The organism is Mesorhizobium sp. M0001 (assembly GCF_040324255.1).
Classification (GTDB): Bacteria; Pseudomonadota; Alphaproteobacteria; order Rhizobiales; family Rhizobiaceae; genus Mesorhizobium.
The window spans coordinates 258,917-281,384 of the sequence record NZ_JAMYVS010000003.1 but is presented as its reverse complement, the minus strand read 5'-3'; the positions used below and the strand labels follow the sequence as shown (position 1 = coordinate 281,384).

The following is a 22,468-nucleotide window of genomic DNA, read 5'->3' as shown; positions in this document are numbered from 1 at the left end:
CCGTCACACCCCCACCCCGGTTCGCCATTCGCGCTGCGCACGAAGTGCTCACCGACCCTCCCCACGAGGGGGAGGGTAAAGTGCCGCGCAACAGCCTACCCTTTGCCAATTTTTGCCGCCTTGCCCTTGTCGACCCACCACAGCGCTTCGACCGGGAAGTCGAAATCGGGTTTCCGCTCGGGAAAACCGAACATGTCCCAATAGGCGCTTCGATGATTCGCCAGGAACCAACTTGGAATCCAATCCCTCCGTGCACGCAAGACCCGGTCGAGCGCGCGCATGGCAATTGTCAGGCTTTCGCGACCCTCGGCGGCACCTGCGGCGTCAACCAGGGCGTCGATGGCCGGGCTCGACGTTCCCGGCAGATTGCGAGAGCCCGATACGGTAGCTGCTCGCGAATGGAAAATGGTTTCGAGGTCGTCACGGGTTGGCGTCGCCGGAAACGAGGCCGCGACCGAGACGAGGTCGTAGTCGAACGAATTCTGCCGCAGCTGATATTGCGCGGCATCCACCAGCCGGATCGAGGCATCGATGCCGACCGCCTTCATGTTTTCGACCCAGGGCGAGTAGACCTGTTCGAAGACTTCGTCGTCGACAAGAAACTCTGCGGACAACCGACCACCCTTGTCGTTCACGACGAAATTGCCGGACCGTTTCCAGCCGGCCTCGGCCAGAAGCTTGGCCGCCTTGCCAAGCAACTGCCGGTCGCGGCCGGAGCCGTTCGACGCGTCCTGGATCACGGCTTCGCCAAAAGCCTCGGCGGGAATCTGCTCACGCAGCGGCTCAAGAAGAGCCAATTCTTGTGGCGACGGTCTGCCCTCGGCGCGAAATTCGGATTTCTCGAAGCAGGATTGCGAGCGCTCATAGGAACCGTAGAAGAAATTGCGCCGCGTCCATTCGAAGTCGAAGCAGAGCCCGATCGCCTGCCGCACGCGCGAGTCGCGAAACTGCTCGCGCCGCTGGTTGACGGCGGTGCCCTGCATCGAAGGCACCGTTTCGGCCGGGAATTCGTGCTTCACCACCTTGCCGGCAGTGAACGCTGGGAAGTCGTAGCCGGTCGCCCAGACGCGCGAGGTGAATTCCTCCCTGTAGAGGATTTCTCCCTTCTTGAACGCTTCGAAGGCAACGCTACGGTCCTGATAGAACTCAACGCGGATCCGCTGAAAATTGTTCTGGCCGCGATTGACCGGCAGGTCGTTGCCCCAATAATCAGCCACACGCTCATATTCGATCCAGGCCCCTGCCGACCAGCGACCGACCTTGTAGGCGGCTGACCCCAACGGCGGGTTCATCTGCGAGGAATCGAACGGGTTGGCCGTGTAGAACGCCTTCGACAGGACCGGGAACTCGACGACGTTGAGGATGGTGCGGCTTGTCTGCTTGCCGGAAAACCTAAGCTGCAGCGTGTGGGCATCCACGGCAATCGCGTCATCCAGATGCGTTAGCGGCAGGGAATAGTACGGGTGCCCCTTGTCCTTGAGCAGCTTGAAGGTGAAGGCGGCATCCTCTGCCGTCAATGGCGTGCTGTCATGGAAGCGGGCCTGCGGGCGCAGCGAGAAGGTGAAGTCGTTGCGGTCGTCGGAAATCGTCACGCTGTCAGCGATCAGCCCGTAAACGGCGTCAGGTTCGTCGTACGCTCTCACCATCAGTGAATCGAAGCACATCTCCGTGCGCTGGGGCGAATCGCCTTTGGGAACGAACGAATTCAGCGTGTTGAAGGTCAGCGGCGTCTGGTTGGCAAGCCAGTTGCGCGGCAGGAAGTTGAAGACGCCACCTTGCGGCGCATCGACATTGACATAGTCGAAATGAGTGAAGTCCGGCTTGTATTTGAGGTCGCCGAAAGCCGACAGTCCATGCAGTTTCACGCCGGTTGGGCTGGCGGCGAAAGCCTTGCCCGGCAGCAGCGCAGCAACGGCCGCGGCGCCACTGAGGGCCAGGAAATCGCGGCGAGGGAGCCCCGCCATCAATTGCTGCCCTTGTACTTGGCGGCCAGGGCCTTTTCCTTGTCCGCATCGATCCACCAGGAATCGATATCGGCGCCACGGTAGCCGGGCTGCTTTTCCGGGATGCCGAACTTGTTCCAGTAAGCCAGCCACACAACGGCGCGATAGTATTGCGGCACCACATAGTAATTCCACAGCAGCACGCGATCGAGCGCATGGGTGGTGGCGACGAGGTCATCGCGATCCGTGGCAAAAATGATGCGGTCGACAAGGGCGTCAACGACCGGGTTCTTGATGCCGGAATAATTGCGCGATGCCGGTGTGTCGGCGGCCTTGGAGCTCCAGAAATCGCGCTGCTCGTTGCCGGGCGATTCCGACTGTTGGAGCTGTCCTGTGATGACGTCGTAATCGAAGTTTCTGACGCGGTTGGTGTACTGGCTCGGGTCGACGATGCGCAGTGTTGCATCGACGCCGATCTTGCGCAGATTGGCGATCCAGGGGCTGGAAATGACCTGGTCGGTTTCATTCGAGCCTAGGATTTCAAACTTGAATGGCTCGCCGGTCTTGGCGTTGACCATCTTGCCGCCCTTGATCACCCAGCCGGCCTGGGCGAACAGGTCGACCGCCTGCTTCAGATATTTGCGCTCCGCCTGCGGCGAATCGTAGACCGGCAACTTGAATTCCTGGGTGAATACTTCCGGCGGCAGCTTGTCGCGGTACTTCTCCAGGATCTCCAATTCCTTGCCTTGCGGCAAGCCGCTGGAGGCTAGGTCCGTGCCCTGGAAATAGCTGTGGGTGCGAGTGTTGAAACCGAAGAACAGCGTGCGGTTCATCGATTCGAAATCGAACGGGTAGGTGAGCGCGGCCCTGACCAGACGATCGGCAAACAACCTATGTCTCTGGTTGAGCATGAAAGCCTGCATCGGCTCGGGCGAGGTGGTCTTGAACTCCTGCTTGATCACATCGCCGGCCTTGATCGCCGCGAAATCATAAAATGTCGCCCAGCGCTTCGAGCTGTTTTCCGGCTTGATATCGTCGAGGCCACCTTTCTTGAACGCCTCCCAGGAGGCGTTGTCGTCAAGAATGTAGGTGAAGTGCTGCGTGTCGAAATTCTCCCGGCCGATCTTCACAGCCAGCTTGGCGCCCCAATAGTCGGGGACGCGCTGCCAGACGATTTCCGACCCCGCCTTGAAGCTGGCGATCTTGTATGCAGCCGAGCCCAGCGGCGGCTCCAGCGTCCCCTTGGTGATGTCGCGCTTCTTGCCATTGTCGTCGGTGCCTTCCCACCAATGCTTGGGCAGCACGACAAGGTCGCCGAGGATCTTGGGCAGTTCGCGATTGCCCTTCTGGTCGAAGTGGAACTCGACCTCACGGTCCGAGACAGCGACGGCGTCGGTGACGTTTTCGAAATAGCGGCTGTACATCGGGCTGTTGGCCTTCAGCACCTGGAACGACCAGATCACGTCGTCAGTGGTGATCGGCTGTCCGTCATGCCATTTCGCCCGTGGGTCGAGCCGGTAGGTGGCCGAGGAATAGTCGGTAGGGTACTTGTAGGCATCGGCGATGAGCGGGTGGCTGACGCTGCCTTCGTCAGTCGCTTGATCCATGAGCGTGTCGTAGAGCAGGCCGCCGCCAAATGGCTGCAGGCCGGCCGCCGGCGAGCCCTGCACGACGTAGGGATTGAAGCTGTCGAACGTGCCGGAAACGACCGAATTGTAGGTACCGCCCTTCGGTGCATCCGGATTCACATAATCGTAGCGCTGGAAGTTCTCGCCATATTTGGAGGGGCCGATCAGCGAAGAGGTGGTGTGCCATTCCTGGGGGAAGGATGCCTGCAGGCCGCCTGCGAGGGCGCCCACAACCAGAAAGGACCTCAGAAGCGTTCGGCCAACCGTCATGCGTTCTCCTCGTCGCGATGCCCGGCAATCCTAAATGATTTGACGCCGGTGAAAACCGCCATGCGGCGGCTTTGTCGCCGCATATGCGATTTTCCTAACAAAAAGCCGGGCTGAACCCGGCTTTTTTGAGGTCATGGAGATGACAATTCGGTTATTTGGCGGGCGCCGGTGCCGGCGTCGCAGGGGCTGGAGCTGCACCTTCAGCCGGCTTGGCCGGAGCGGCACCCTCGGCCGGCTTGGCCGGCGCCGTTGCATCGGCGGCGGCACCTGGCGTCGGCAGCGGCTTCGGGCTATCCGACAGCGTGCGCAGATAGGCAATGACGTTGGCGCGGTCCTCGTCCTTCGGCAGGCCGGCAAAGCCCATCGCCGTGCCCTTCACGAATTTCTTCGGCGAGGTGATGAAGTGGTTGAGATTGTCATAGGTCCACTTCTCGGCGCCGCCCTTGGAAAACTCCTTCATGCCGGCCGAATAGGCAAAGCCCTCATGCTCGGCGACGGGGCGGTCGACGATGTCCCAGAGATCCGGGCCGACCTTGTTGGGGCCGCCTTTTTCGCCGGAATGGCAGGCCTGGCATTTCTTAAAGACGGCCGCACCTTGCTCGACATTGGCGGTGGCCAAAAGGTCGGCGATCGGCTTCGCCTCTGCTGCGGGTCCGGCGGCGCCGCCTTCGGCAGGCTCCGTCGCCTCGATGGCAAAGCCGGGTTTTTCCGGCGCCGGCGAGGCAAACAGGGCGTCGGACACCAAACCGACCGAGAAGACGACGAAACAGGTTCCAAGCAACCCGGCGAGCAGTTTGTTGACTTCGTTGGAATCCATACGCCCCAGGGCTCCCTTTTCCGGCGGACCTCTCCGTCCAGTCCGTCCGTCGGTATCGTGACCCACCCCGTCGAGCCGGTCAAATCGGGCGGAAACTAGGTCTTTTGCTTGGGCGTTGCAACACCTATAAGGGCGCTTCCAGTGAGACCTTTTGCCACTTTCCCCATCCTCTTTCGAACGCCTTGCAACCTCGATGTCCACGCTCATCCTGATCCCGGCCCGCATGGCCTCGACGCGCCTGCCGGGCAAGCCGCTGGCCGACATAGCCGGCGCGCCGATGATCGTCCATGTCGCCCGCCGCGCCGCTGAGGCTGGGCTTGGCCGGGTAGTGGTGGCAACCGACACGCGCAACGTGGCCGAAGCGGTGCGCGCGCACGGTTTCGAGGCGGTGATGACGCGCACCGACCACGAATCCGGTTCCGACCGTATCTTCGAGGCGCTGACCGCCCTCGACCCCGATCGCAAGGTCGAAACCATCGTCAATGTGCAGGGCGACCTGCCGACCATCGATCCCAAGATCATCGGTGCGGCGCTGAAACCGTTCGAGGACGCTGCGGTCGACATCGCCACGCTCGGCGTCGAGATCGTCCGCGACGAGGAAAAGGCCAACCCCAACGTCGTCAAGATCGTCGGTTCGCCGTTGTCGGCGACGCGGCTGAAGGCGCTCTATTTCACCCGCGCCACCGCGCCCTGGGGCGAGGGGCCGCTCTATCACCATGTCGGCCTCTACGCCTATCGGCGCTCAGCCCTCGAACGCTTCGTCGCGCTAAAACCTTCGCCGCTCGAACGGCGCGAGCGGCTGGAGCAGTTGCGGGCGGTGGAGGCCGGTATGCGCATCGATGCCGAGATCGTGCAATCGCTGCCGCTGGGCGTCGACACGCCGGAAGACCTCGAACGCGCCCGACAAATTCTTTCCTGAGACCTTCAACCTGAGATATCGGCATGCCTGACAAGACCAACAGAATAGCCTTCCAAGGCGAACCGGGCGCCAATTCCGACACCGCCAGCCGCAACATGTTCCCTTCGATGGAGCCGTTGCCGTGCCCCACCTTCGAGGATGCCTTCAACGCGGTCGAGACCAACAAGGCCGACCTCGCCATGATCCCGATCGAAAACACCATCGCCGGCCGCGTCGCCGACATTCATCATCTCTTGCCGGAATCGAAACTCCACATCGTCGGCGAGTATTTTCTGCCGATCCACTTCCAGCTGATGGTGCTGCCAGGCGTCAAACGCGAAGAGATCAAGACCGTGCACAGCCATATCCATGCGCTGGGACAGTGCCGCAAATACATCCGCAAGAACGGTTGGAAGCCGGTGATCGCCGGCGACACGGCGGGCTCTGCGAAGCTGGTCTCGGAGCTCAAGGACCGCACCATGGCCTCGCTCGCCCCGGCGCTAGCCGCAGAACTCTACGGCCTCGACATCATCGAGAAGAACGTCGAGGACACGGATTCGAATGTCACCCGCTTTGTCGTGCTGACCAAGGACAAGCGATTGGCCGAACGGCCCTCGGCCGACACCAAGATGATGACGACCTTCATGTTCCGTGTCCGCAACGTGCCGGCTGCGCTCTACAAGGCAATGGGCGGTTTCGCCACCAACGGCGTCAACATGACGAAGCTGGAGAGCTATCAGTTGGGCGCCTTCACCGCGACGCTGTTCTACGCCGATATCGAGGGCCATCCCGACGATCCACTGGTCAAGCTGGCGCTGGACGAACTGCGCTTCTTCTCGCGCGAAGTGCGCATTTTGGGTGTCTATCCCGCCAGCGAGTCGCGCGAGCAGTGGAAGGTCGCGGACTAAGGTTCCCTAAACCAGCAGGGTCAGCGGCACATAGTCGATTTCCATGAAGGTTTCGACTTCCGGGATCCAGCGGTCGCGCACGAAGGCAACGTGGTCGGGATGCTCGTTATATCTGGTGTAGGCGGCCTGATCGACGAACTCCATCGAGAAGCCGAAGTGATAGTCGTTTTTCGGGCTGACTTGCCGCAGCGGCTCGAAATGGGTGACGCCCTTGATTGCGCTGAGAATGCGCTTGGCATCGGAGAGGAACCGCTTTTCCTCCAGCGAGTACTGCGGTGCTTCAGGGTGAAAACCACGGTGTGACGGATCATTTTTTGCTCCCGTTAAGCAATTCCAGGAAAAGTGTGAAGCGGTTTTCCGTCCGGAATTGCGTAAAATAACAAGTCTTATTCGCTGTCGACCCAGGCGCGGATCAGATGATGCGCGATCGCGCCTTTCGGCGGCGTGACCAGATTGTCCTTGTGCGTCCTCTCCAGCATGGAACGCACCTCGTCGCGAAAAAACCAGCGGCAATCTTCCAACTCGTTGAGATCGGCCTGGATGTCGTCATTGAGCGGTTCGCCGAAACAGCCGATCATCAGCGAATAGGGGAACGGCCAGGGTTGGCTGGCATGGTAGACGACGCGGCCGAGCCGGATGCCGGCTTCCTCCAGCGTTTCGCGGCGCACCGCCGCCTCGATCGTCTCGCCCGGCTCGATGAAGCCGGCAAGCGCCGAGTACATGCCGGGCCCGAAATGTCGGCCGCGGCCGAGCAGGCATTTTTCCCGCGTCGCCGTCAGCATAATCGCCACCGGATCGGTGCGTGGAAAGTGCTCGGTGCCGCAATTTGGGCAATGGCGCTTGTAGCCGCCGGCCCGCATTTGCGATTCATGGCCGCATTTGCTGCAGAAGCGATGGGTGGCATGCCAGGCAAGCAGGGCGGCGCCTTGCGCCAGCGCGCCCGCTGCCGCCTCGTCGATCAGCCCCTGCATATAGACCGAGCGATAATCGATCGCCTTCATGGTCTCCGGCAGCTGTTCGGGATCGAGGCCGACCGGCACGGCAAGTACCGGGCCGCTCTCGGCAAAGCCAAGCAGCACGCCTTGTGCGAGTGATGGCTGCAGCTTCTGGCCCTCAGCCAGATCGAACCAAGGGTCGAAGCTGCCATCGTGCAATTTCAGATACAGCCGTCCGCCATGCATCGGCAGAAGACGTGCCGAGGGATCGGCCAACGCCCTTTCGACGGAATCGTCGGCGCGGTTCTCGGATTGCCGATCAATCGTGTTTCCGGCGAAGCCGACGAACTGGCTCGGTTCGCGCAAGGGCGCGTCAAAAAGGCGAAAGGTCATGGAAGCTCGAACGTCTAGGGATGGACACAGGCGGCTTATAGCGCCGCCTTGATCTGTTGCGCAAACTGGCGGATGCCTGAACGCTCATAGGGCTCGCGCATGCCGTGCCCCCACACCGGCCCCGGCCAGCCCGGATCGCCTTCCGAGCGGGCGATGACGTGGACATGCAATTGCCGAACGATGTTGCCGAGCGCGCCGGTGTTGATCTTGGTGCAGCCCGTGGTTCTTTTCAGCGCCTGCGCCACCATGTTGGTTTCGAACGTCAACATCGCCTGGTCGAGCGGCGTCATGTCGTGGATTTCTTCGGCCCCCGGCCGCTGCGGCACCAGGACCAGCCATGGCCAGCGGCTATCGTTCATCACCCTGAGCTCGCACAGGCCGAGCCACATCAGCTGCTCGCTATCCGCCTCCAGCCTGGAGTCGAGCGTGAATCCGGCCTTGAGGCCCGGTAGCATTGGCGTTTCCCTTGCGCTTCTCGCATTATTCCCAAACTCATGACGCTAGAGCGGCTGCACGGGGGCTGCAAGCGATTCATTGAGCGGCGGAGTTCACGGGCATCCGATTCTCAATGCACCCTTGCATTTGATCGATGAATTGCCGATATGGAACGCGGGAGGTTGGTGGTGGACGATCCACTCGCCAACCGGGTCAGGTCCGGAAGGAAGCAGCCCTAACGAGCCCGGAACGGGTCATTGTTCCAGCCTCCCACCTCATCGGCCCCTCTCGCGACATTGACGACGCATTGCAGCGCGGGCGAGACTATTGGAGCAATTCCAGGGAAAGTGTGAGCGGTTTCCCGTCCGGAATTGCGTTAAAGCAAAGGGTAGAGCGGTTTGCCGTTTCAGAAAACGGTGAAACGATCTAGCAGGAATCGGCTACGCTGAGACGCGGCCTTTTGGAGCTTTACGGGCGAATGAGCGAAGCCGGAAATTCGGACCCCGAAAACCTGGAGAAGCAAAAGGCCGTCGCCTATCGCGTGCTGGCGCGCAAATATCGTCCGTCGAATTTCTCCGAACTGATCGGCCAGGAGCCGATGGTCCGCACTTTGACCAACGCTTTCTCCACAGGCCGCATCGCCCAGGCCTGGATGCTGACCGGCGTGCGCGGCGTCGGTAAGACCACGACGGCGCGCATCCTGGCGCGGGCGCTCAACTACAAGACGCCGACGGTCGACCATCCCTCGGTCGACCTCGCCCTCCTGGGCGAGCACTGCCAGGCGATCATGGAAGGCCGCCATGTCGACGTCATCGAGATGGACGCCGCGTCGCATACCGGCATCGACGACATCAGGGACATTATCGAGCGCGTGCGCTATGCCCCGGTGTCGGCGCGCTACAAAGTCTACATCATCGACGAAGTGCACATGCTCTCCACCCAGGCCTTCAACGGCCTGTTGAAGACGCTGGAAGAGCCGCCCCCGCACGTCAAATTCATCTTTGCCACCACCGAAATCCGCAAGGTGCCGATCACCGTGCTGTCGCGCTGCCAGCGTTTCGACCTGAGACGCATCGATGCCGGCGCACTGGTCGCGCATCTCGCCTCCATTGCCGGCAAGGAAGGCATATCGGTAGACGACGACGCGCTGGCGATGATCGCGCGCGCCGCCGAAGGCTCGGCCCGCGATTCGCTCTCCATTCTCGACCAGGCAATCGCCCATGGCGGCGGCGCCGTCAGCGCCGAAGCGGTGCGCGCCATGCTGGGTCTCGCCGACCGCGCCCGCATCGTCGACCTGTTCGAACATGTCATGAAGGGCGATGTGGCGGCCGCCCTTGCCGAATTCCGCAACCAGTACGACACCGGCGCCGATCCGGCTGCCGTGCTGACCGATCTGGCCGAATTCAACCACCTCGTCACCCGGCTGCGCTTCGTGCCGACGGCTGCCGACGACGCTTCCCTGTCCGAGGATGAGCGCCGCCGCGGCGCCGACTTCGCCAGCACGCTGTCGGTCAAGGTTCTGTCGCGAACCTGGCAGATGCTCTTGAAAGGCATTCCCGAGGTGCAGTCGTCCAACCGACCGGTCAGCGCCGGCGAGATGGTGCTGATCCGGCTGGCGCATGCCGCCGACCTGCCGACGCTGGACGAGGCGTTGAAATCTCTGGAGAGCGGCGCTCCGGCGTCCGGTGGTGCGTCACGCCCGAATGGTGCGCCGGTAAATGCCGGCAATGGCGGCGGCGCCAGCGCGGTAGCGCAGACCCGGATGCCGTCCGGGCCAGCCGGTGCGCAAACCATGCGATTGGTCGACGCGCCCCCGGTCGCCTTTGTCGCGCCTCCGCAGCCGGTCGTCGAGCCGCAATCGCCGCCGCTGAAATCGCTGGCCGATATTGTCGCTCTTGCCGACGCGCAGCGTGACATCGCCTTCAAGGTGCTGGTCAAGAGCTGTATTCGCCTGGTGCGCATCGAGCCCGGCCGTATCGACGTCGGCCTGACCGCCGATGCGCCCAAGATGCTGCTCAACGACTTGACGACGAAGCTGCGCGCCTGGACCGGCCGCAACTGGCTGGTGTCATTGTCGAAGGAAGAGGGCGGCCAAACGCTGGCCGAGATGGAATCGACCAGGCGCGAGACTGCTTTCTCCGACGCGAAAAGCGATCCGGCTGTGGCCGCCATCCTGGCGCGCTTTCCCGGCGCCAAGATCATCGACGTGCGCATTCCCGACGCGCCGGAAGTCGACACCGACAAGGCCGAAGCGCCGGTCGAGCCGCCGCCGGACGACGACGAAACCTGACCATAGCCACGAATCCGCAAAGGACCCGACCATGAAAGATCTTCTCGGCCTGATGGGCAAGGCGAAGGAAATGCAGGCCAAGTTCCAGGCCATGCAGGACGAGATCGCCACGATAGAAGCAAGCGGGCAGGCCGGAGGCGGGCTGGTCAATGTCACGCTGACCGGCAAGTTCGAGATGAAGTCGCTGAAGATCGATCCGTCGCTGTTCAAGGAGGACGAGGTCGAGATCCTCGAAGACCTGCTGCTTGCCGCTCACAATGACGCCAAAAATAAGGTCGAGCAGATTATGCAGGAGAAGACCAAGGCGCTGACGGCAGGCTTGCCGATCCCGCCCGGAATGAAATTGCCGTTCTGAGCCGGCTCCAACCAGTTAATTGATTATGAAGGGAAATCGGCTGCGGAGGCTGTCGTTAAGACTTTCTCCGGCTTTGCTCACGCGGACATATCCGGCCATTTATAAAGTTTTACCTATGCTGCACGAAAGCTAATCCTTTAGCCATCTTTTTGCCTTTAAGAGTCTCATTCTTGCCACATCTCGGGGCGGGCTGGCATCTGGACAATGAGGCATTTTTGTTGATCGCGACGCGATGGAAGACGCCGCTTCTGCTCGGCATCATCTTCTCCCCTATGTTCCTGGCGGGTTGCAGCCAGACTACGTCTTCGCATGGCCTGTCGGTCGCCAGCCTGACCGACGCCATCACGCCCAGCTTCCTTTCGACGCGCGCCTACCGCAACACGCCGAAGGAGAAGGAATGCCTGGAGCGGGCGATGTTCTTCGAGTCCAACCGCTCGAGCCGTGACGGCATGATCGCCGTCGGCACGGTGGTGATGAACCGGCTGCGCTCCGGCAATCATGGCAGCACCATTTGCCAAGTGGTTGGCGAACCGGGCCAGTTCGCGCCCGGCGTGATGACGCGGGCGATGAATTCGAAAGCGATGCCCGATGTCGAGGAGGCCGCCGATGCGGTGCTCAAGGGCGAGCGCAAGGCCAAGCTGAAGAACACGATGTACTTCCACACCGCCGGACTGAGGTTCCCCTACAAGAACATGCATTACACCATGGTTGCCGGCGGCAACGCCTTCTACGAGAAGCGCGGTCGCAACTGGCAGCCGCTGCCGGATGAATCCACGACCATGGTTGCCTCGGCGCAGCCGCGCGCGCCTGTGCCTGAAGCGCCGGTGCAGGTTGCCTACGCCGAGCCGGTGGTGAAGACCATTGTCCGTCCAGATCCTGCCAAGCAGGCCGCGGCGGTTCGCGCAGCCAAGGCGACACGTGCCCCAGCCGAGCAGACCTATGTGACGGCTTCCGCGGCGCCCGCCAAGAGCGTCCGCATCGCCGCCAAGCAGACGGAGGTGGCGATGCAGGAGCCGATGGCCGAGCCCGATGCCTCGCGTTTCGGCGGCACGCTGAACGCCCGCTACATCACCTCGGTTCCATCGGCAACGCAGGAAGCGTCGATGGGCTTCCAGTCGACGCCTGAGAACACCGACGCTATCGGCGCAATGATCGTCGACCAGACCCGGCCAGCGTCAGCTTACTGACGCCTAAAACAGTTTCCAAGCCCGCCATGGCAGCATGGCGGGCTCGGTGCGTATGCGGCATGTTTCAAAGCGCGCGGAAAAATCCTAGATCAGTGCGATGTCGAAGCGAATCGCCGGTCCCGAGATCGAACGCCTGATCCAGCTCCTGGCCAAGGTCCCGGGACTAGGGCCGCGTTCGGCCAGGCGTGCGGCACTGCACCTCATCAAGAAGAAGGAGCAGCTTTTGTCGCCGCTCGCCGCCGCCATGGCTGAAGCCGCCGACAAGGTGCGCATCTGCACGATCTGCGGCAATGTCGATACCTCCGACCCTTGCATGATCTGCACCGATCCGCGCCGCGATGCCTCGACGCTGATCGTGGTCGAGGATGTCTCCGATCTCTGGGCGCTGGAGCGGGCGGCGGCCATGAATGTGCGCTACCACGTGCTCGGCGGCACGCTGTCGCCGCTCGACGGCATCGGTCCCGAACAGCTCAACGTGCGCTCGCTGGTCGACCGCGTTGCCGGCGGCGAGGTGAAGGAGGTGATCCTTGCCGTCAATGCCACCGTCGAGGGCCAGACGACGGCGCACTATCTCACCGACCAGTTGTCGGGCTTCGAGGTCAAGGTGACACGACTTGCCCATGGCGTGCCGGTTGGCGGCGAGCTTGATTATCTGGATGAGGGTACGCTGGCAGCCGCGTTGCGATCGCGGACGGCGTTTTGACGCAATTGGCGGGCAGGATGTGCGACATGAAAGCTTCGCATTCTTCGAGGTTTGCGCCAAACACCCCCCTCTGTCCTGCCGGACATCTCCCCCTCAAGGGGGGAGATCAGCAGCTTCTCGGGCGGCATTCTTCTTTCAACGCTGGTGGTTGGCGAAAACCGAAGCGACAGCCAATCTCTCCCCTTGTGGGGGAGATGTCCGGCAGGACAGAGGGGGGCGCGACAGAAAGCGGACCTTTCCGATTGGCGCTCGTTGCGCTTCTCGCATCCCTTGTTGCCCTGCTTTTTGTAGCCCCCGCCTCCGCCGCCAAAATCGACGACCAGTTCCGCGCCTGGCTGCAAACCGATCTCTGGCCGGAAGCCCAGACCAAAGGCATCTCCAAATCCACCTTCGACGCCGCTTTCGACGGCGTGAAGCCGAACCTCAAACTGCCCGACCTCGTTCTGCCCGGCGAAAAGCCCAACACGCCGCAGAAGCAGCATCAGGCGGAGTTCGGTTCGCCCGGCGCCTATTTCGCCGAAAAGACGGTGCGCGCCGTCACGTCAGGTGGGCGCACGCGCGAGGCGGCCAACGCCAAGACGCTGGCTGCGATCGAAAAGCGCTACGGTGTCCCGGGCGAGATACTGTTGGCGATCTGGGGCCGCGAGACCGGCTTCGGCGCGGCGAAAATGCCCTACGACGCTTTCGAAGTGCTCGGCACCAAGGCCTTCATGTCGACCAAGAAAGACTTCTTCCGCACCGAAGTGCTGGCGGCGCTCGAGATCGTCGAGCATGGGTTGGCGCCGGTCGGCGCCATGAAATCGTCCTGGGCCGGCGCGCTCGGCCAGCCGCAATTCATGCCGACCTCGTTCCTGAAGCACGCCGTCGACTACGACGGCGACGGCCACCCCGACATCTGGAATTCGACGCCTGATGTGCTGGCCTCGATCGCCAACTATCTCGTCCACTATGGCTGGGGGAAGGGGCGTGGCTGGGGCTTCGAGGTGACGGTTCCGGAAAGCGTTTCCTGCTCGCTCGAAGGTCCCGACCAGGGCAAGAAGATCTCAGCCTGGGCGGCGATGGGAATCAGCCGTGTCGGCGGCAAAGCCTTTCCGGCCAACGAACTGAAGGCGGAAGGGTTCCTTTTGATGCCGGCCGGACGCAGCGGTCCGGCCTTCATCGCCACGCCGAATTTTTACGTGTTGAAGCAATACAACACCAGCGACCTCTACGCCCTGTTCATCGGCCATGGCGCTGACCGCATCGCCCATGGCGATGCTGATTTCGTCGGCAGCTGGGGTGCGGTCGGCGGCCTGCATCGTTCCGACATCGCCGCGCTTCAACAGGCGCTGGAGGCCAAGGGCTACGATGTCGGCAGCGCCGACGGCCTGCCCGGCTTCAAGACCCGCCGCTCGATCGGCAGCTGGCAGGAAAAGAACGGCCGCCCCGCCACCTGCTTCCCCGACGCCGATCTGGTTGCTGCCATCAAGTAGCACCGAAAAGAGCAGATTTTTCCCCATCGGCGGCTGCAATTGGCTCGCCCATGCTTCGACGCGCACAGCATATTCCGGTCCAGTATGCCGGCTCGCAAAAATGCCCGTTGCCGGTTGGAGGGCTGCCGGATAGGGTGTTGACCAACTGGAAAAAAATCAACACGGTATTGGGTCTAACGGTCGTCCTCCGGCCGCGAAAAAGATTACTGCAGCCTGAGCCGGGAACTCGGGGTCAACAATCAACAAAACAGGGAACAATCATCATGATGATGGAAAAGTTTGCTCTACGTTCGCGCGTCTGGCTCGCAGGTGCTGCCATGTCCGCTCTGCTCATAGGCGTTGCGCCCGCCTTCGCCGTGACGCCCGCCGACACGCTGGTCGAAGGTTTCGCCATCGACGACATCATCTCCATGGATCCGGGCGAGGCATTCGAACTGTCGACCGCCGAAGTCACCGGCAACACCTATGATCTACTGGTCCGCCTCGACCTCAGCGACACCTCCAAGGTCAAGGGCGACCTTGCCGAGAGCTGGACCGTTTCCGACGACGGTCTGGTCTATACGTTCAAGCTCAAGCCCGGCCTAAAGTTCGCTTCGGGCAATCCACTGACCGCCGCCGATGTCGCCTATTCCTTCGAGCGCGCCATCAAGCTGGACAAGCCGCCGGCATTCATCATCAACCAGTTCGGCATCAGCGGCGACAATGTTGCCGACAAGGCCAAGGCCGTCGACGATACCACCTTCCAGTTCACCGTCGACAAGGCCTATGCGCCGAGCTTCGTGTTAAACTGCCTGTCGGCAACGGTCGCTTCGGTCGTCGACGCAAAGCTGGTGAAGGAACATGTCGCCGCGGTGACGCCGAGTGCCGACTACAAATGGGACAACGATTTCGGCAACGCCTTCCTGAAGACCGGTTATGCCGGCTCCGGCGCCTACAAGCTGCGCGAATGGCGGGCCAATGAGGTCGTCGTGCTCGAGCGCAACGACAATTACAATGGCGAGAAGGCCAAGCTCGCGCGCGTCATCTACCGCAACATGAAGGAGAGCTCGGCGCAGCGCCTGGCGCTCGAAGCAGGCGACATCGACGTTGCCCGCAACCTCGAGCCGAACGATCTCGACGCCATCGCCAAGAATGCCGATCTCACCACGACCAGCGCGCCGAAGGGCACGGTCTTTTACATCAGTCTCAACCAGAAGAATCCGAACCTCGCCAAGCCCGAGGTTCGCCAGGCGTTCAAATATCTGGTCGACTACGATGCGCTGAGCACGACCATCCTCAAGGGCATTGGCGAGATCCACCAGACCTTCCTGCCCAAGGGCGTGCTGGGCGAACTGGACGAAAATCCGTTCAAGTTCGACGTCGCCAAGGCCAAGGAACTGCTGACCAAGGCCGGCCTGGCCGACGGCTTCAGCGTAACCATGGATGTACGCACGGGACAGCCAACAACGGGCATGGCGGAATCGATCCAGCAGACGCTTGGCCAGGCCGGCATCAAGCTGGAAATTATCCCGGGCGACGGCAAGCAGACGCTGACCAAATACCGCGCCCGTAATCATGACATCTATATCGGCCAGTGGGGCCAGGACTATTTCGATCCGAACTCCAACGCCCAGACCTTTGCCTCAAACCCGGACAATTCGGATGAAGGCAAGACCAAGACGCTGGCCTGGCGCAATGCCTGGGACATCCCGGACCTGACAAAGCAGACCGAAGCAGCCTTGCTGGAGAAGGATGCCGGCAAGCGCGCCGATATGTACAAGAGCCTTGAAAAGACGATCCTCGACACCAGCCCCTTCGTCATCATCCACCAGCAATTGGAAGTGGCAGGCCTGCGCAAAAACCTGAAAGGCTTTGCGCTCGGTCCGAGCTTCGACACCAACTTCGTCGGCCCGGTCTCCAAGGAATAGCGCCGGCGGACGCGCCCTGATGAGCGCGATTGAAAACCAGGCGACGGCGGGGCAGGGAAGCGCCCGCGCCGTCGCTATCTTGTTGGCGATCGGCCGCTTCCTGGTCATCGCCGTCACCACCTATCTCGGCCTGCTCGCGGTGACCTTTTTCATCGGCCGCGTCATCCCGATCGATCCGGTGCTGGCGGTGCTCGGCGACCGCGCACCGGCCAATGTCGTCGAGCGCACCCGCCGCGAGATGGGGCTCGACCTGCCGTTGATCGAGCAATTCTATATCTATCTCAAGCATGCGCTGAACGGTGATTTCGGCACCTCTGTGCTGACCACCAATCCTGTGATGACCGACATCCGCCGTGCCTTTCCGGCAACGATCGAACTGGCGACTTTGGGCACTTTGATAGGCTCGTTGATCGGCGTGCCGCTCGGCGTGCTGGCAGCGGTAAAACGCGGCAGTCTCATCGACCAGATCGTTCGCATTGTCGGCCTGATCGGCTATTCCGTGCCTATCTTCTGGATCGGGCTTTTGGGGCTTGTCCTGTTCTACGCCAAGCTCCAATGGGTGGCTTTTCCCGGCCGCCTCGACATCGTCTACGAGTACACATTCACACCGATCACCGGCTTCTACCTGCTCGACGCCGCGCTGCAGGGCCAGTGGGATGTCTTCTACGACGCTTACCGCCACATCATCCTGCCGGCAGGGCTGCTGGGCTATTTCTCGCTCGCCTATATCAGCCGGATGACGCGCTCCTTCATGCTGAACGAGCTGTCGCAGGAATACATCGTCGCCGCGCGCGCCAAGGGCCTGTCTGAAACGCGAATCATCTGGGGCCATGCGCTGCGCAACGCCGCGGTGCCGATGGTCACGGTGATCGCGCTGTCCTATGCCGGGCTGCTCGAAGGTTCGGTGCTGACCGAGACGGTGTTCTCCTGGCCCGGCATCGGCCTCTACATCACCAATTCGCTGCAGAACGCCGACATGAACGCCGTGCTCGGCGGCACCATCGTCATCGGTTCGGTGTTCATCGGCATCAATCTCCTGTCCGATGTTCTCTACAAGGTGCTCGATCCGAGGACGAAGACAGGATGAGCGCCGAAGCAATCCAAACGCGCCGCGATTGGCTGCTCAGCGATCGGCCGGCCTCGCGCATGCAGGCAAGGCTCGGCCGCGCCTACGTCGCTTGGCGGCGCTTTTCCGCCAACCGGCTGGCGTTTCTCGGCCTGCTCATCATCACCGCGCTGCTGCTGGTCGCCGCCTTTGCCGATGTGCTGGCGCCCTATTCGCCGACCATCGGCGATCTCAAGAACGCGCGGCTTTTGGCGCCGAGTGCGGCGCATTGGTTCGGCACCGACGATCTCGGCCGCGATATCTATTCGCGCATTCTTTTCGGCTCGCGCTGGACGCTCTACGTCGTCATTCTTGTCGCCGTCATCGCAGCCCCCATCGGCCTTTTGGTCGGCACCGTCGCCGGCTATGCCGGCGGCTGGACCGATGCCATTCTGATGCGCATTACCGACATCTTCCTCGCCTTCCCCAAGCTGATCCTGGCACTGGCCTTTGTCGCCGCCCTTGGCCCCGGGATCGAAAACGCGGTGTTGGCCATCGCCATCACCTCGTGGCCGCCTTACGCGCGAATTGCGCGGGCCGAGACGATGACCGTGCGCAATTCCGATTACATCAAGGCGGTGCAATTGATGGGCGCCTCGCCGTTCCGCATCGTGCTGCGCCACATCATGCCGCTCTGCATCTCTTCGCTGATCATCCGGGTGACGCTCGATATGGCCGGCATCATCCTCACCGCCGCCGGCCTCGGTTTCCTTGGCCTCGGCGCGCAGCCGCCGCTGCCGGAATGGGGCACCATGATCGCGTCCGGCCGTCGCTTCGTGCTCGACCAATGGTGGGTGGCCGGCGCGCCCGGCTTCGCCATCCTGATCGTCAGTCTCGGCTTCAACCTGCTGGGCGACGGCCTGCGCGATGCGCTCGATCCCCGGAGTGGCGACCAATGAGTGGTGACCAATGAGCGGTGCACTTCTCGATGTCGACGACCTGCGCGTCACCTTCCCGACTCGGACCGGCCTCATCCAGGCGGTGCGCGGCGTCACCTTCTCGCTCGGCCGAGAGCGGCTGGGCATTGTCGGCGAAAGCGGCTCCGGCAAGTCGCAGACCGGCCGCGCCATCATGGGGCTGACGCCGCCGCAGGCTCTGGTTTCGGCCAAGAAGCTCGCCTTGGACGGCATCGATCTTTTGGACATACCCGCCCGCCAGCGCCGGGCGCTGCGCGGCAAACGCATCGCCATGATCCTGCAGGATCCGAAATATTCGCTCGACCCGGTGATGAGCATCGGCCGCCAGATCGTCGAGACGCTGCGCACGCATGAAAAGGTCTCCAAGGCCGAAGCGCGCGAGCGGGCGCTGGCCATGCTGGAAGCTGTGCAGATCCGCGATCCCTCGCGTGTCTTCGACCTGCATCCGCACGAGGTGTCCGGCGGGATGGGCCAGCGCGCCATGATCGCAATGATGCTGATCGCCGGACCGGAACTGATGATCGCCGACGAGCCGACCTCGGCGCTCGACGTCACCGTTCAGCTCGATGTGCTCGGCATCCTCGACCGCTTGGTCAGTGAGCGCGGCATGGGTCTGATCTTCATCTCGCACGATCTGCGGCTGGTCGCCTCCTTCTGCGACCGCGTCATCGTCATGTATGCCGGCAAGGTGGTCGAGCAGCTCAAGGCGTCGGAGCTGCGCGACGCCCAGCATCCCTACACGCGCGGCCTGCTCAACTGCATGCCCAGGATCGGTTACGAACGCCACCCGCTGCCGGTGCTCGACCGCAAGCCGGAGTGGGCGGCATGACGCCAGCCATTTCGATTGAAGGGCTGGAGGTGGTGTTCGACCGTTTTCGCGCGCTGAAAGGGGCGAACCTCGAGGTGAAGTCCGGCGAATCCTTCGGCCTGGTCGGCGAGAGCGGTTCCGGCAAGTCGACGCTGCTCAAAGCCATTGCCGGCCTGGTGCCTGTCGCATCCGGTACTATCACGGTCAACGGCAAGACGCTGGGAGCGCGCCGCGACAAGGCTTTTTATCGCGAAGTGCAGATGGTCTTCCAGGACCCCTATGGTTCGCTGCACCCGCGTCAGACCGTCGACCGCCTGCTACAGGAGCCGCTCGCCATTCACGGCTTTGCCGATGGCGAGCAACGCATCCAGCGCGCCCTCGACGAGGTCGGATTAGGCAACGGTTTCCGTTTCCGCTACGCGCACCAGCTCTCCGGCGGTCAGCGTCAGCGCGTGGCGATCGCGCGGGCGCTCATCCTCGAACCGTCGATCCTGCTGCTCGACGAACCAACCTCGGCGCTCGACGCTTCGGTGCAGGCGGAAGTGCTCAACCTGCTGGAAGAGGTTCGCCGTCGGCGCAAGCTGACCTTCCTGATGGTCAGCCACGACCTCGCCATCATCACCCATATGTGCGAGCGCCTGATGGTGATGCAGAATGGCGAAGCGGTGGAGAACCTGACGGCGGGCCAGCTGATCGGGCACCGCGTGGAGAAGGATTACACACGCAATTTGCTTAGGGCGAGCGAGGGGTTTGTTCGGACGGCGTGAACTAGTTTCTTCCGCAGAATAATCGCTTGGGGAATTCCATGGAAGAATGGAAGTTTGCAGATCCGCCCAATGTCGCGGTGCTATCGGACAAGAGCATATTCAAACGGGGCGACTGGATCGCATACGTTGTGCATGAAGCTGACGATGACGAGAACTACAACGATGAAGGGGGCAGTTGGCAATTCTATAGCAGCGACTCTCGAGATTGGGATGAACGCGAGATAATGCTCGTTGGCCTGCAAGAGGTGGTGCAGCAGGATGAAAGCATCCTGGCATTGGCCGACTTGCCAAAAGGCTGGCATGCTTGGCGGACGTCAAAATCATCGCCATGGCAGCGAGCGAAATCGCGCCCCGAACCCTCTAACGATAACGAATGATCCGGCAAAGCCTTAAGCGGGGTCTTGCGCCAGTTCGCCGTTCTCCGGAACAGATGGTTCGTCCCCCTGCTTAGGCTCCTTGATCCTGAACCACGTCACATAAAGCGCCGGCAGGAACAGCAGCGTGATCGCCGTGCCGGCGATGATGCCGCCCATCATGGCGTAGGCCATCGGGCCCCAGAACACTTCGCGCGCGATCGGGATCAGCGCTAGGCTGGCGGCCGCGGCCGTCAGCGCGATCGGCCGCATGCGGTGCTCGGTCGCTTCGATCACGGCTTCCCAGCGGTCTTGGCCCTCGGCCACCAGATCCTCGATCTGCACGATCAGGATCACCTGAGTTGCGGATCAGGATGCCGATCAGCGCCAGGACGCCCAGAATGGCGACGAAGCCGAGCGGTGCGCCGCTCGGCACCAGGGCCGCGACCACGCCGATCAGGCCGAGCGGCGCCACCGCCACGACCAGGAACAGGCGCTGAAAACTTTGCAACTGGATCATCAGGATGGTCGCCATCACGAACAGCATCAGCGGCACCACCGCTGCGATCGGTCCCTGGCTTTTGGCGCTTTCCTCGACCGAGCCGGCGGTTGCAACGGAATAGCCGGGCGGCAGTTTGGCGATGAAGGCGTTGACCGACGGCTTCAATTCGTTGACGACGGTGGCCGGCAGCACGTCGCCAACGAGGCCTGCGCGAACGGTGATCATCGGGATGCGGTTGCGCCGCCACACCGTCGGCTGTTCGAGGTCGTAGCGGAAGTTCGCCACCGCGGCGAGCGGGATCGCTTCGCCGTTCCCGGTGACGGGTGAGCTGTCACGGACTGCCCCTTACGTGTATCGGTCGGCTGGTTAAGACCGGTCTGTCGAAGTGGCCCGCATCGACGACAGGCCCAATCGCCCGGCGGCGGTGCCAACTTGAGGAAAACGTGAAATAAGGTCAGAAGAGGCCTTGGCATTCATCTAACGAGAACGGGCGTCGGCCCGATGAGGGACGAAATGAAGAACGCAGCCATTTCTGAGCGCAAGAACCAGTCGATCTCGCGCGGCGTCGGCATGACGACGCAGATCTATGCCGACCGCGCCGAGAATTCGGAGATCTGGGATGTAGAAGGCCGCCGATACATCGATTTCTCCTCCGGTATCGCCGTCGTCAACACCGGCCACCGCCATCCCAGGGTGATCGAGGCGGTCAAGGCACAGCTCGACCGCTTCACCCATACCTGCCACCAGGTCGTGCCCTATGAGAGCTATGTCAGGCTGGCCGAACGGCTGAACGGCATGCTGCCCGGCAAGTTCGAGAAGAAGACCATCTTCGTCACTACGGGTGCTGAAGCGGTCGAGAACGCCATCAAGATCGCCCGCAACGCCACTGGCCGCCAAGCCGTCATCGCCTTTGCCGGCGGCTTCCACGGCCGCACCTTCATGGGCATGGCGCTGACCGGCAAGGTCGTGCCCTACAAGGTCGGCTTCGGCGCCATGCCGGGCGACGTCTACCACGCGCCGTTTCCGGTGCCGCTGCACGGCGTGTCTACAGCCGATTCGCTGGTCGCACTCGACAAACTGTTCAAGGCCGATGTCGATCCGGCTCGCGTTGCCGCCATCATCATCGAGCCGGTCCAGGGCGAGGGCGGCTTCTACGACGCGCCGCGCGAATTCCTGACGGCGCTGCGCAAGCTCTGCGACCAGCACGGCATGCTGCTGATCGCCGATGAGGTGCAGACCGGCTTTGCCCGCACCGGCAAGATGTTCGCCATGGATCATCATGAGGTCGCGGCCGACATTACCACCATGGCGAAAAGCCTGGCCGGCGGCTTCCCGCTGGCGGCGGTCACCGGCCGCGCCGAGATCATGGATGCGCCCGGTCCTGGCGGGCTCGGCGGCACCTATGGCGGCAGCCCGATCGGTGTCGCCGCAGCACACGCCGTGCTCGACGTAATCGAGGACGAAAAGCTGTGCGACCGCGCCAATACGCTGGGCGCCCGGCTGAAACAGCGGCTGCAGTCGATCCGCGACGATGTGCCCGAGATTGTCGACATCAGGGGTCTCGGCTTCATGAACGCGGTCGAGCTCAACGACGTCAAGAGGGGCCTGCCGTCGGCCGAGATCGCCAATGCGATCCGGCTGAAGGCGCTCGACAAGGGGCTGATCCTGCTGACCTGCGGCGTCTACGGCAACGTCATCCGTTTCCTGGCTCCGATCACCATCCAGGACAATGTCATGAACGAGGCGCTCGACATTCTGGAAAGCTCGATCCGCGAAGTCTGCGCTGCCTAGCGCAAAACCCTACCTCCCCCTTGTGGGGAGGTCGGACCGCAGGTCCGGGTGGGGGGCCTCGCGCCGACCCCAACCCCGCTGCTT

19 protein-coding genes, 1 other RNA gene and 2 pseudogenes are annotated in these 22,468 nt (G+C 62.4%); 15 read left to right on the top strand and 7 right to left on the bottom strand.

Annotated features, from left to right (window positions below; all coding sequences use genetic code 11):
- Positions 1–95: 95 nt before the first annotated feature.
- From NKK50_RS11185 to NKK50_RS11175, 3 genes are all read right to left on the bottom strand, one after another.
- Positions 96–1,964 (bottom strand): extracellular solute-binding protein, encoded by a 1,869-nt coding sequence (locus tag NKK50_RS11185; RefSeq protein ID WP_023682036.1) that lies wholly within the window; start codon positions 1,962–1,964, stop codon positions 96–98.
- Positions 1,964–3,841, bottom strand: coding sequence for an extracellular solute-binding protein (locus NKK50_RS11180; protein ID WP_023682035.1), 1,878 nt, complete (start codon positions 3,839–3,841; stop codon positions 1,964–1,966). Before NKK50_RS11180 ends, NKK50_RS11185 begins: the two co-directional genes overlap by 1 nt.
- A gap of 151 nt (positions 3,842–3,992) precedes the next feature.
- Complete coding sequence (locus NKK50_RS11175; RefSeq protein WP_023669512.1) at positions 3,993–4,658, bottom strand: c-type cytochrome; 666 nt, start codon at positions 4,656–4,658, stop codon at positions 3,993–3,995.
- A 193-nt stretch (positions 4,659–4,851) separates the two neighbouring features.
- Here NKK50_RS11175 and NKK50_RS11170 point away from each other — a divergent pair, with 193 nt between their 5' ends.
- Entirely contained in the window at positions 4,852–5,577 is a 726-nt protein-coding gene (locus NKK50_RS11170; protein WP_023669513.1) for a 3-deoxy-manno-octulosonate cytidylyltransferase, read from the top strand.
- Between the two features lie 23 nt (positions 5,578–5,600).
- Complete coding sequence (locus tag NKK50_RS11165; protein WP_023682034.1) at positions 5,601–6,464, top strand: prephenate dehydratase; 864 nt, start codon at positions 5,601–5,603, stop codon at positions 6,462–6,464.
- A 6-nt stretch (positions 6,465–6,470) separates the two neighbouring features.
- Here NKK50_RS11165 and NKK50_RS11160 read toward each other — a convergent pair.
- From NKK50_RS11160 to NKK50_RS11150, 3 genes and pseudogenes are all read right to left on the bottom strand, one after another.
- A pseudogene (locus tag NKK50_RS11160) lies at positions 6,471–6,775 on the bottom strand (Dabb family protein).
- 75 nt (positions 6,776–6,850) lie between these two features.
- The gene (gene nudC / locus NKK50_RS11155) at positions 6,851–7,792 is read right to left on the bottom strand and encodes an NAD(+) diphosphatase (RefSeq protein ID WP_023712582.1); all 942 of its coding nucleotides are present in this window, start codon (positions 7,790–7,792) and stop codon (positions 6,851–6,853) included.
- Positions 7,793–7,827: 35 nt separating this feature from the next.
- Complete coding sequence (locus NKK50_RS11150; protein WP_023682032.1) at positions 7,828–8,247, bottom strand: HIT domain-containing protein; 420 nt, start codon at positions 8,245–8,247, stop codon at positions 7,828–7,830.
- Positions 8,248–8,404: 157 nt separating this feature from the next.
- On the opposite strand from NKK50_RS11150, the gene ffs reads away from it, so the two are divergent.
- From ffs to NKK50_RS11090, 12 genes are all read left to right on the top strand, one after another.
- Positions 8,405–8,501: signal recognition particle sRNA small type (gene ffs / locus NKK50_RS11145), an RNA gene on the top strand.
- Between the two features lie 204 nt (positions 8,502–8,705).
- Positions 8,706–10,517 (top strand): DNA polymerase III subunit gamma/tau, encoded by a 1,812-nt coding sequence (locus NKK50_RS11140; RefSeq protein ID WP_023745254.1) that lies wholly within the window; start codon positions 8,706–8,708, stop codon positions 10,515–10,517.
- Between the two features lie 31 nt (positions 10,518–10,548).
- Positions 10,549–10,872 (top strand): YbaB/EbfC family nucleoid-associated protein, encoded by a 324-nt coding sequence (locus NKK50_RS11135; RefSeq protein ID WP_023669519.1) that lies wholly within the window; start codon positions 10,549–10,551, stop codon positions 10,870–10,872.
- A gap of 218 nt (positions 10,873–11,090) precedes the next feature.
- Positions 11,091–12,059, top strand: a complete 969-nt coding sequence (locus tag NKK50_RS11130; protein WP_023745255.1) for a cell wall hydrolase — start codon at positions 11,091–11,093, stop codon at positions 12,057–12,059.
- A 97-nt stretch (positions 12,060–12,156) separates the two neighbouring features.
- Entirely contained in the window at positions 12,157–12,762 is a 606-nt protein-coding gene (gene recR / locus NKK50_RS11125) for a recombination mediator RecR (RefSeq protein ID WP_023745256.1), read from the top strand.
- A 194-nt stretch (positions 12,763–12,956) separates the two neighbouring features.
- Positions 12,957–14,234 carry a lytic murein transglycosylase gene (locus NKK50_RS11120; protein ID WP_023745257.1) on the top strand — a complete coding sequence of 426 codons (1,278 nt, stop codon included), beginning with the start codon at positions 12,957–12,959 and terminating at the stop codon, positions 14,232–14,234.
- A 263-nt stretch (positions 14,235–14,497) separates the two neighbouring features.
- On the top strand, positions 14,498–16,141 hold the full coding sequence (locus NKK50_RS11115; RefSeq protein ID WP_023682026.1) for an ABC transporter substrate-binding protein: 1,644 nt from the start codon (positions 14,498–14,500) through the stop codon (positions 16,139–16,141).
- A gap of 19 nt (positions 16,142–16,160) precedes the next feature.
- Positions 16,161–17,228 (top strand): ABC transporter permease, encoded by a 1,068-nt coding sequence (locus NKK50_RS11110; protein WP_023669524.1) that lies wholly within the window; start codon positions 16,161–16,163, stop codon positions 17,226–17,228.
- Positions 17,225–18,145: a nickel transporter permease gene (gene nikC / locus NKK50_RS11105; RefSeq protein ID WP_023745258.1), complete on the top strand. Its 921-nt coding sequence runs from the start codon at positions 17,225–17,227 to the stop codon at positions 18,143–18,145. Before NKK50_RS11110 ends, nikC begins: the two co-directional genes overlap by 4 nt.
- A 10-nt stretch (positions 18,146–18,155) precedes the next feature.
- The gene (locus NKK50_RS11100) at positions 18,156–18,992 is read left to right on the top strand and encodes an ABC transporter ATP-binding protein (protein ID WP_023669526.1); all 837 of its coding nucleotides are present in this window, start codon (positions 18,156–18,158) and stop codon (positions 18,990–18,992) included.
- Entirely contained in the window at positions 18,989–19,738 is a 750-nt protein-coding gene (locus NKK50_RS11095; RefSeq protein WP_023669527.1) for an ABC transporter ATP-binding protein, read from the top strand. Before NKK50_RS11100 ends, NKK50_RS11095 begins: the two co-directional genes overlap by 4 nt.
- A 38-nt stretch (positions 19,739–19,776) precedes the next feature.
- A complete protein-coding gene (locus tag NKK50_RS11090) occupies positions 19,777–20,115 on the top strand; it encodes a DUF2185 domain-containing protein (RefSeq protein WP_023696743.1) in 339 nt (112 codons plus the stop codon).
- Positions 20,116–20,127: 12 nt separating this feature from the next.
- On the opposite strand, the pseudogene NKK50_RS11085 reads toward NKK50_RS11090, so the two are convergent.
- Positions 20,128–20,911 (bottom strand): annotated as a pseudogene (locus NKK50_RS11085) (efflux RND transporter permease subunit); the annotation flags it as partial.
- Between the two features lie 195 nt (positions 20,912–21,106).
- On the opposite strand from NKK50_RS11085, the gene NKK50_RS11080 reads away from it, so the two are divergent.
- A complete protein-coding gene (locus tag NKK50_RS11080) occupies positions 21,107–22,384 on the top strand; it encodes a 4-aminobutyrate--2-oxoglutarate transaminase (protein WP_023738174.1) in 1,278 nt (425 codons plus the stop codon).
- The last annotated feature ends 84 nt before the right edge of the window (positions 22,385–22,468 follow it).

Coding starts and splice junctions, on each gene's coding strand:
- NKK50_RS11185 (WP_023682036.1), bottom strand. CDS start 1,964: ATGGCGGGGCTCCCTCGCCGCGATTTCCTGGCCCTCAGTGGCGCCGCG.
- NKK50_RS11180 (WP_023682035.1), bottom strand. CDS start 3,841: ATGACGGTTGGCCGAACGCTTCTGAGGTCCTTTCTGGTTGTGGGCGCC.
- NKK50_RS11175 (WP_023669512.1), bottom strand. CDS start 4,658: ATGGATTCCAACGAAGTCAACAAACTGCTCGCCGGGTTGCTTGGAACC.
- NKK50_RS11170 (WP_023669513.1), top strand. CDS start 4,852: ATGTCCACGCTCATCCTGATCCCGGCCCGCATGGCCTCGACGCGCCTG.
- NKK50_RS11165 (WP_023682034.1), top strand. CDS start 5,601: ATGCCTGACAAGACCAACAGAATAGCCTTCCAAGGCGAACCGGGCGCC.
- nudC (WP_023712582.1), bottom strand. CDS start 7,792: ATGACCTTTCGCCTTTTTGACGCGCCCTTGCGCGAACCGAGCCAGTTC.
- NKK50_RS11150 (WP_023682032.1), bottom strand. CDS start 8,247: ATGCTACCGGGCCTCAAGGCCGGATTCACGCTCGACTCCAGGCTGGAG.
- NKK50_RS11140 (WP_023745254.1), top strand. CDS start 8,706: ATGAGCGAAGCCGGAAATTCGGACCCCGAAAACCTGGAGAAGCAAAAG.
- NKK50_RS11135 (WP_023669519.1), top strand. CDS start 10,549: ATGAAAGATCTTCTCGGCCTGATGGGCAAGGCGAAGGAAATGCAGGCC.
- recR (WP_023745256.1), top strand. CDS start 12,157: ATGTCGAAGCGAATCGCCGGTCCCGAGATCGAACGCCTGATCCAGCTC.
- NKK50_RS11120 (WP_023745257.1), top strand. CDS start 12,957: ATGTCCGGCAGGACAGAGGGGGGCGCGACAGAAAGCGGACCTTTCCGA.
- NKK50_RS11115 (WP_023682026.1), top strand. CDS start 14,498: ATGATGATGGAAAAGTTTGCTCTACGTTCGCGCGTCTGGCTCGCAGGT.
- NKK50_RS11110 (WP_023669524.1), top strand. CDS start 16,161: ATGAGCGCGATTGAAAACCAGGCGACGGCGGGGCAGGGAAGCGCCCGC.
- nikC (WP_023745258.1), top strand. CDS start 17,225: ATGAGCGCCGAAGCAATCCAAACGCGCCGCGATTGGCTGCTCAGCGAT.
- NKK50_RS11100 (WP_023669526.1), top strand. CDS start 18,156: ATGAGCGGTGCACTTCTCGATGTCGACGACCTGCGCGTCACCTTCCCG.
- NKK50_RS11095 (WP_023669527.1), top strand. CDS start 18,989: ATGACGCCAGCCATTTCGATTGAAGGGCTGGAGGTGGTGTTCGACCGT.
- NKK50_RS11090 (WP_023696743.1), top strand. CDS start 19,777: ATGGAAGAATGGAAGTTTGCAGATCCGCCCAATGTCGCGGTGCTATCG.
- NKK50_RS11080 (WP_023738174.1), top strand. CDS start 21,107: ATGAAGAACGCAGCCATTTCTGAGCGCAAGAACCAGTCGATCTCGCGC.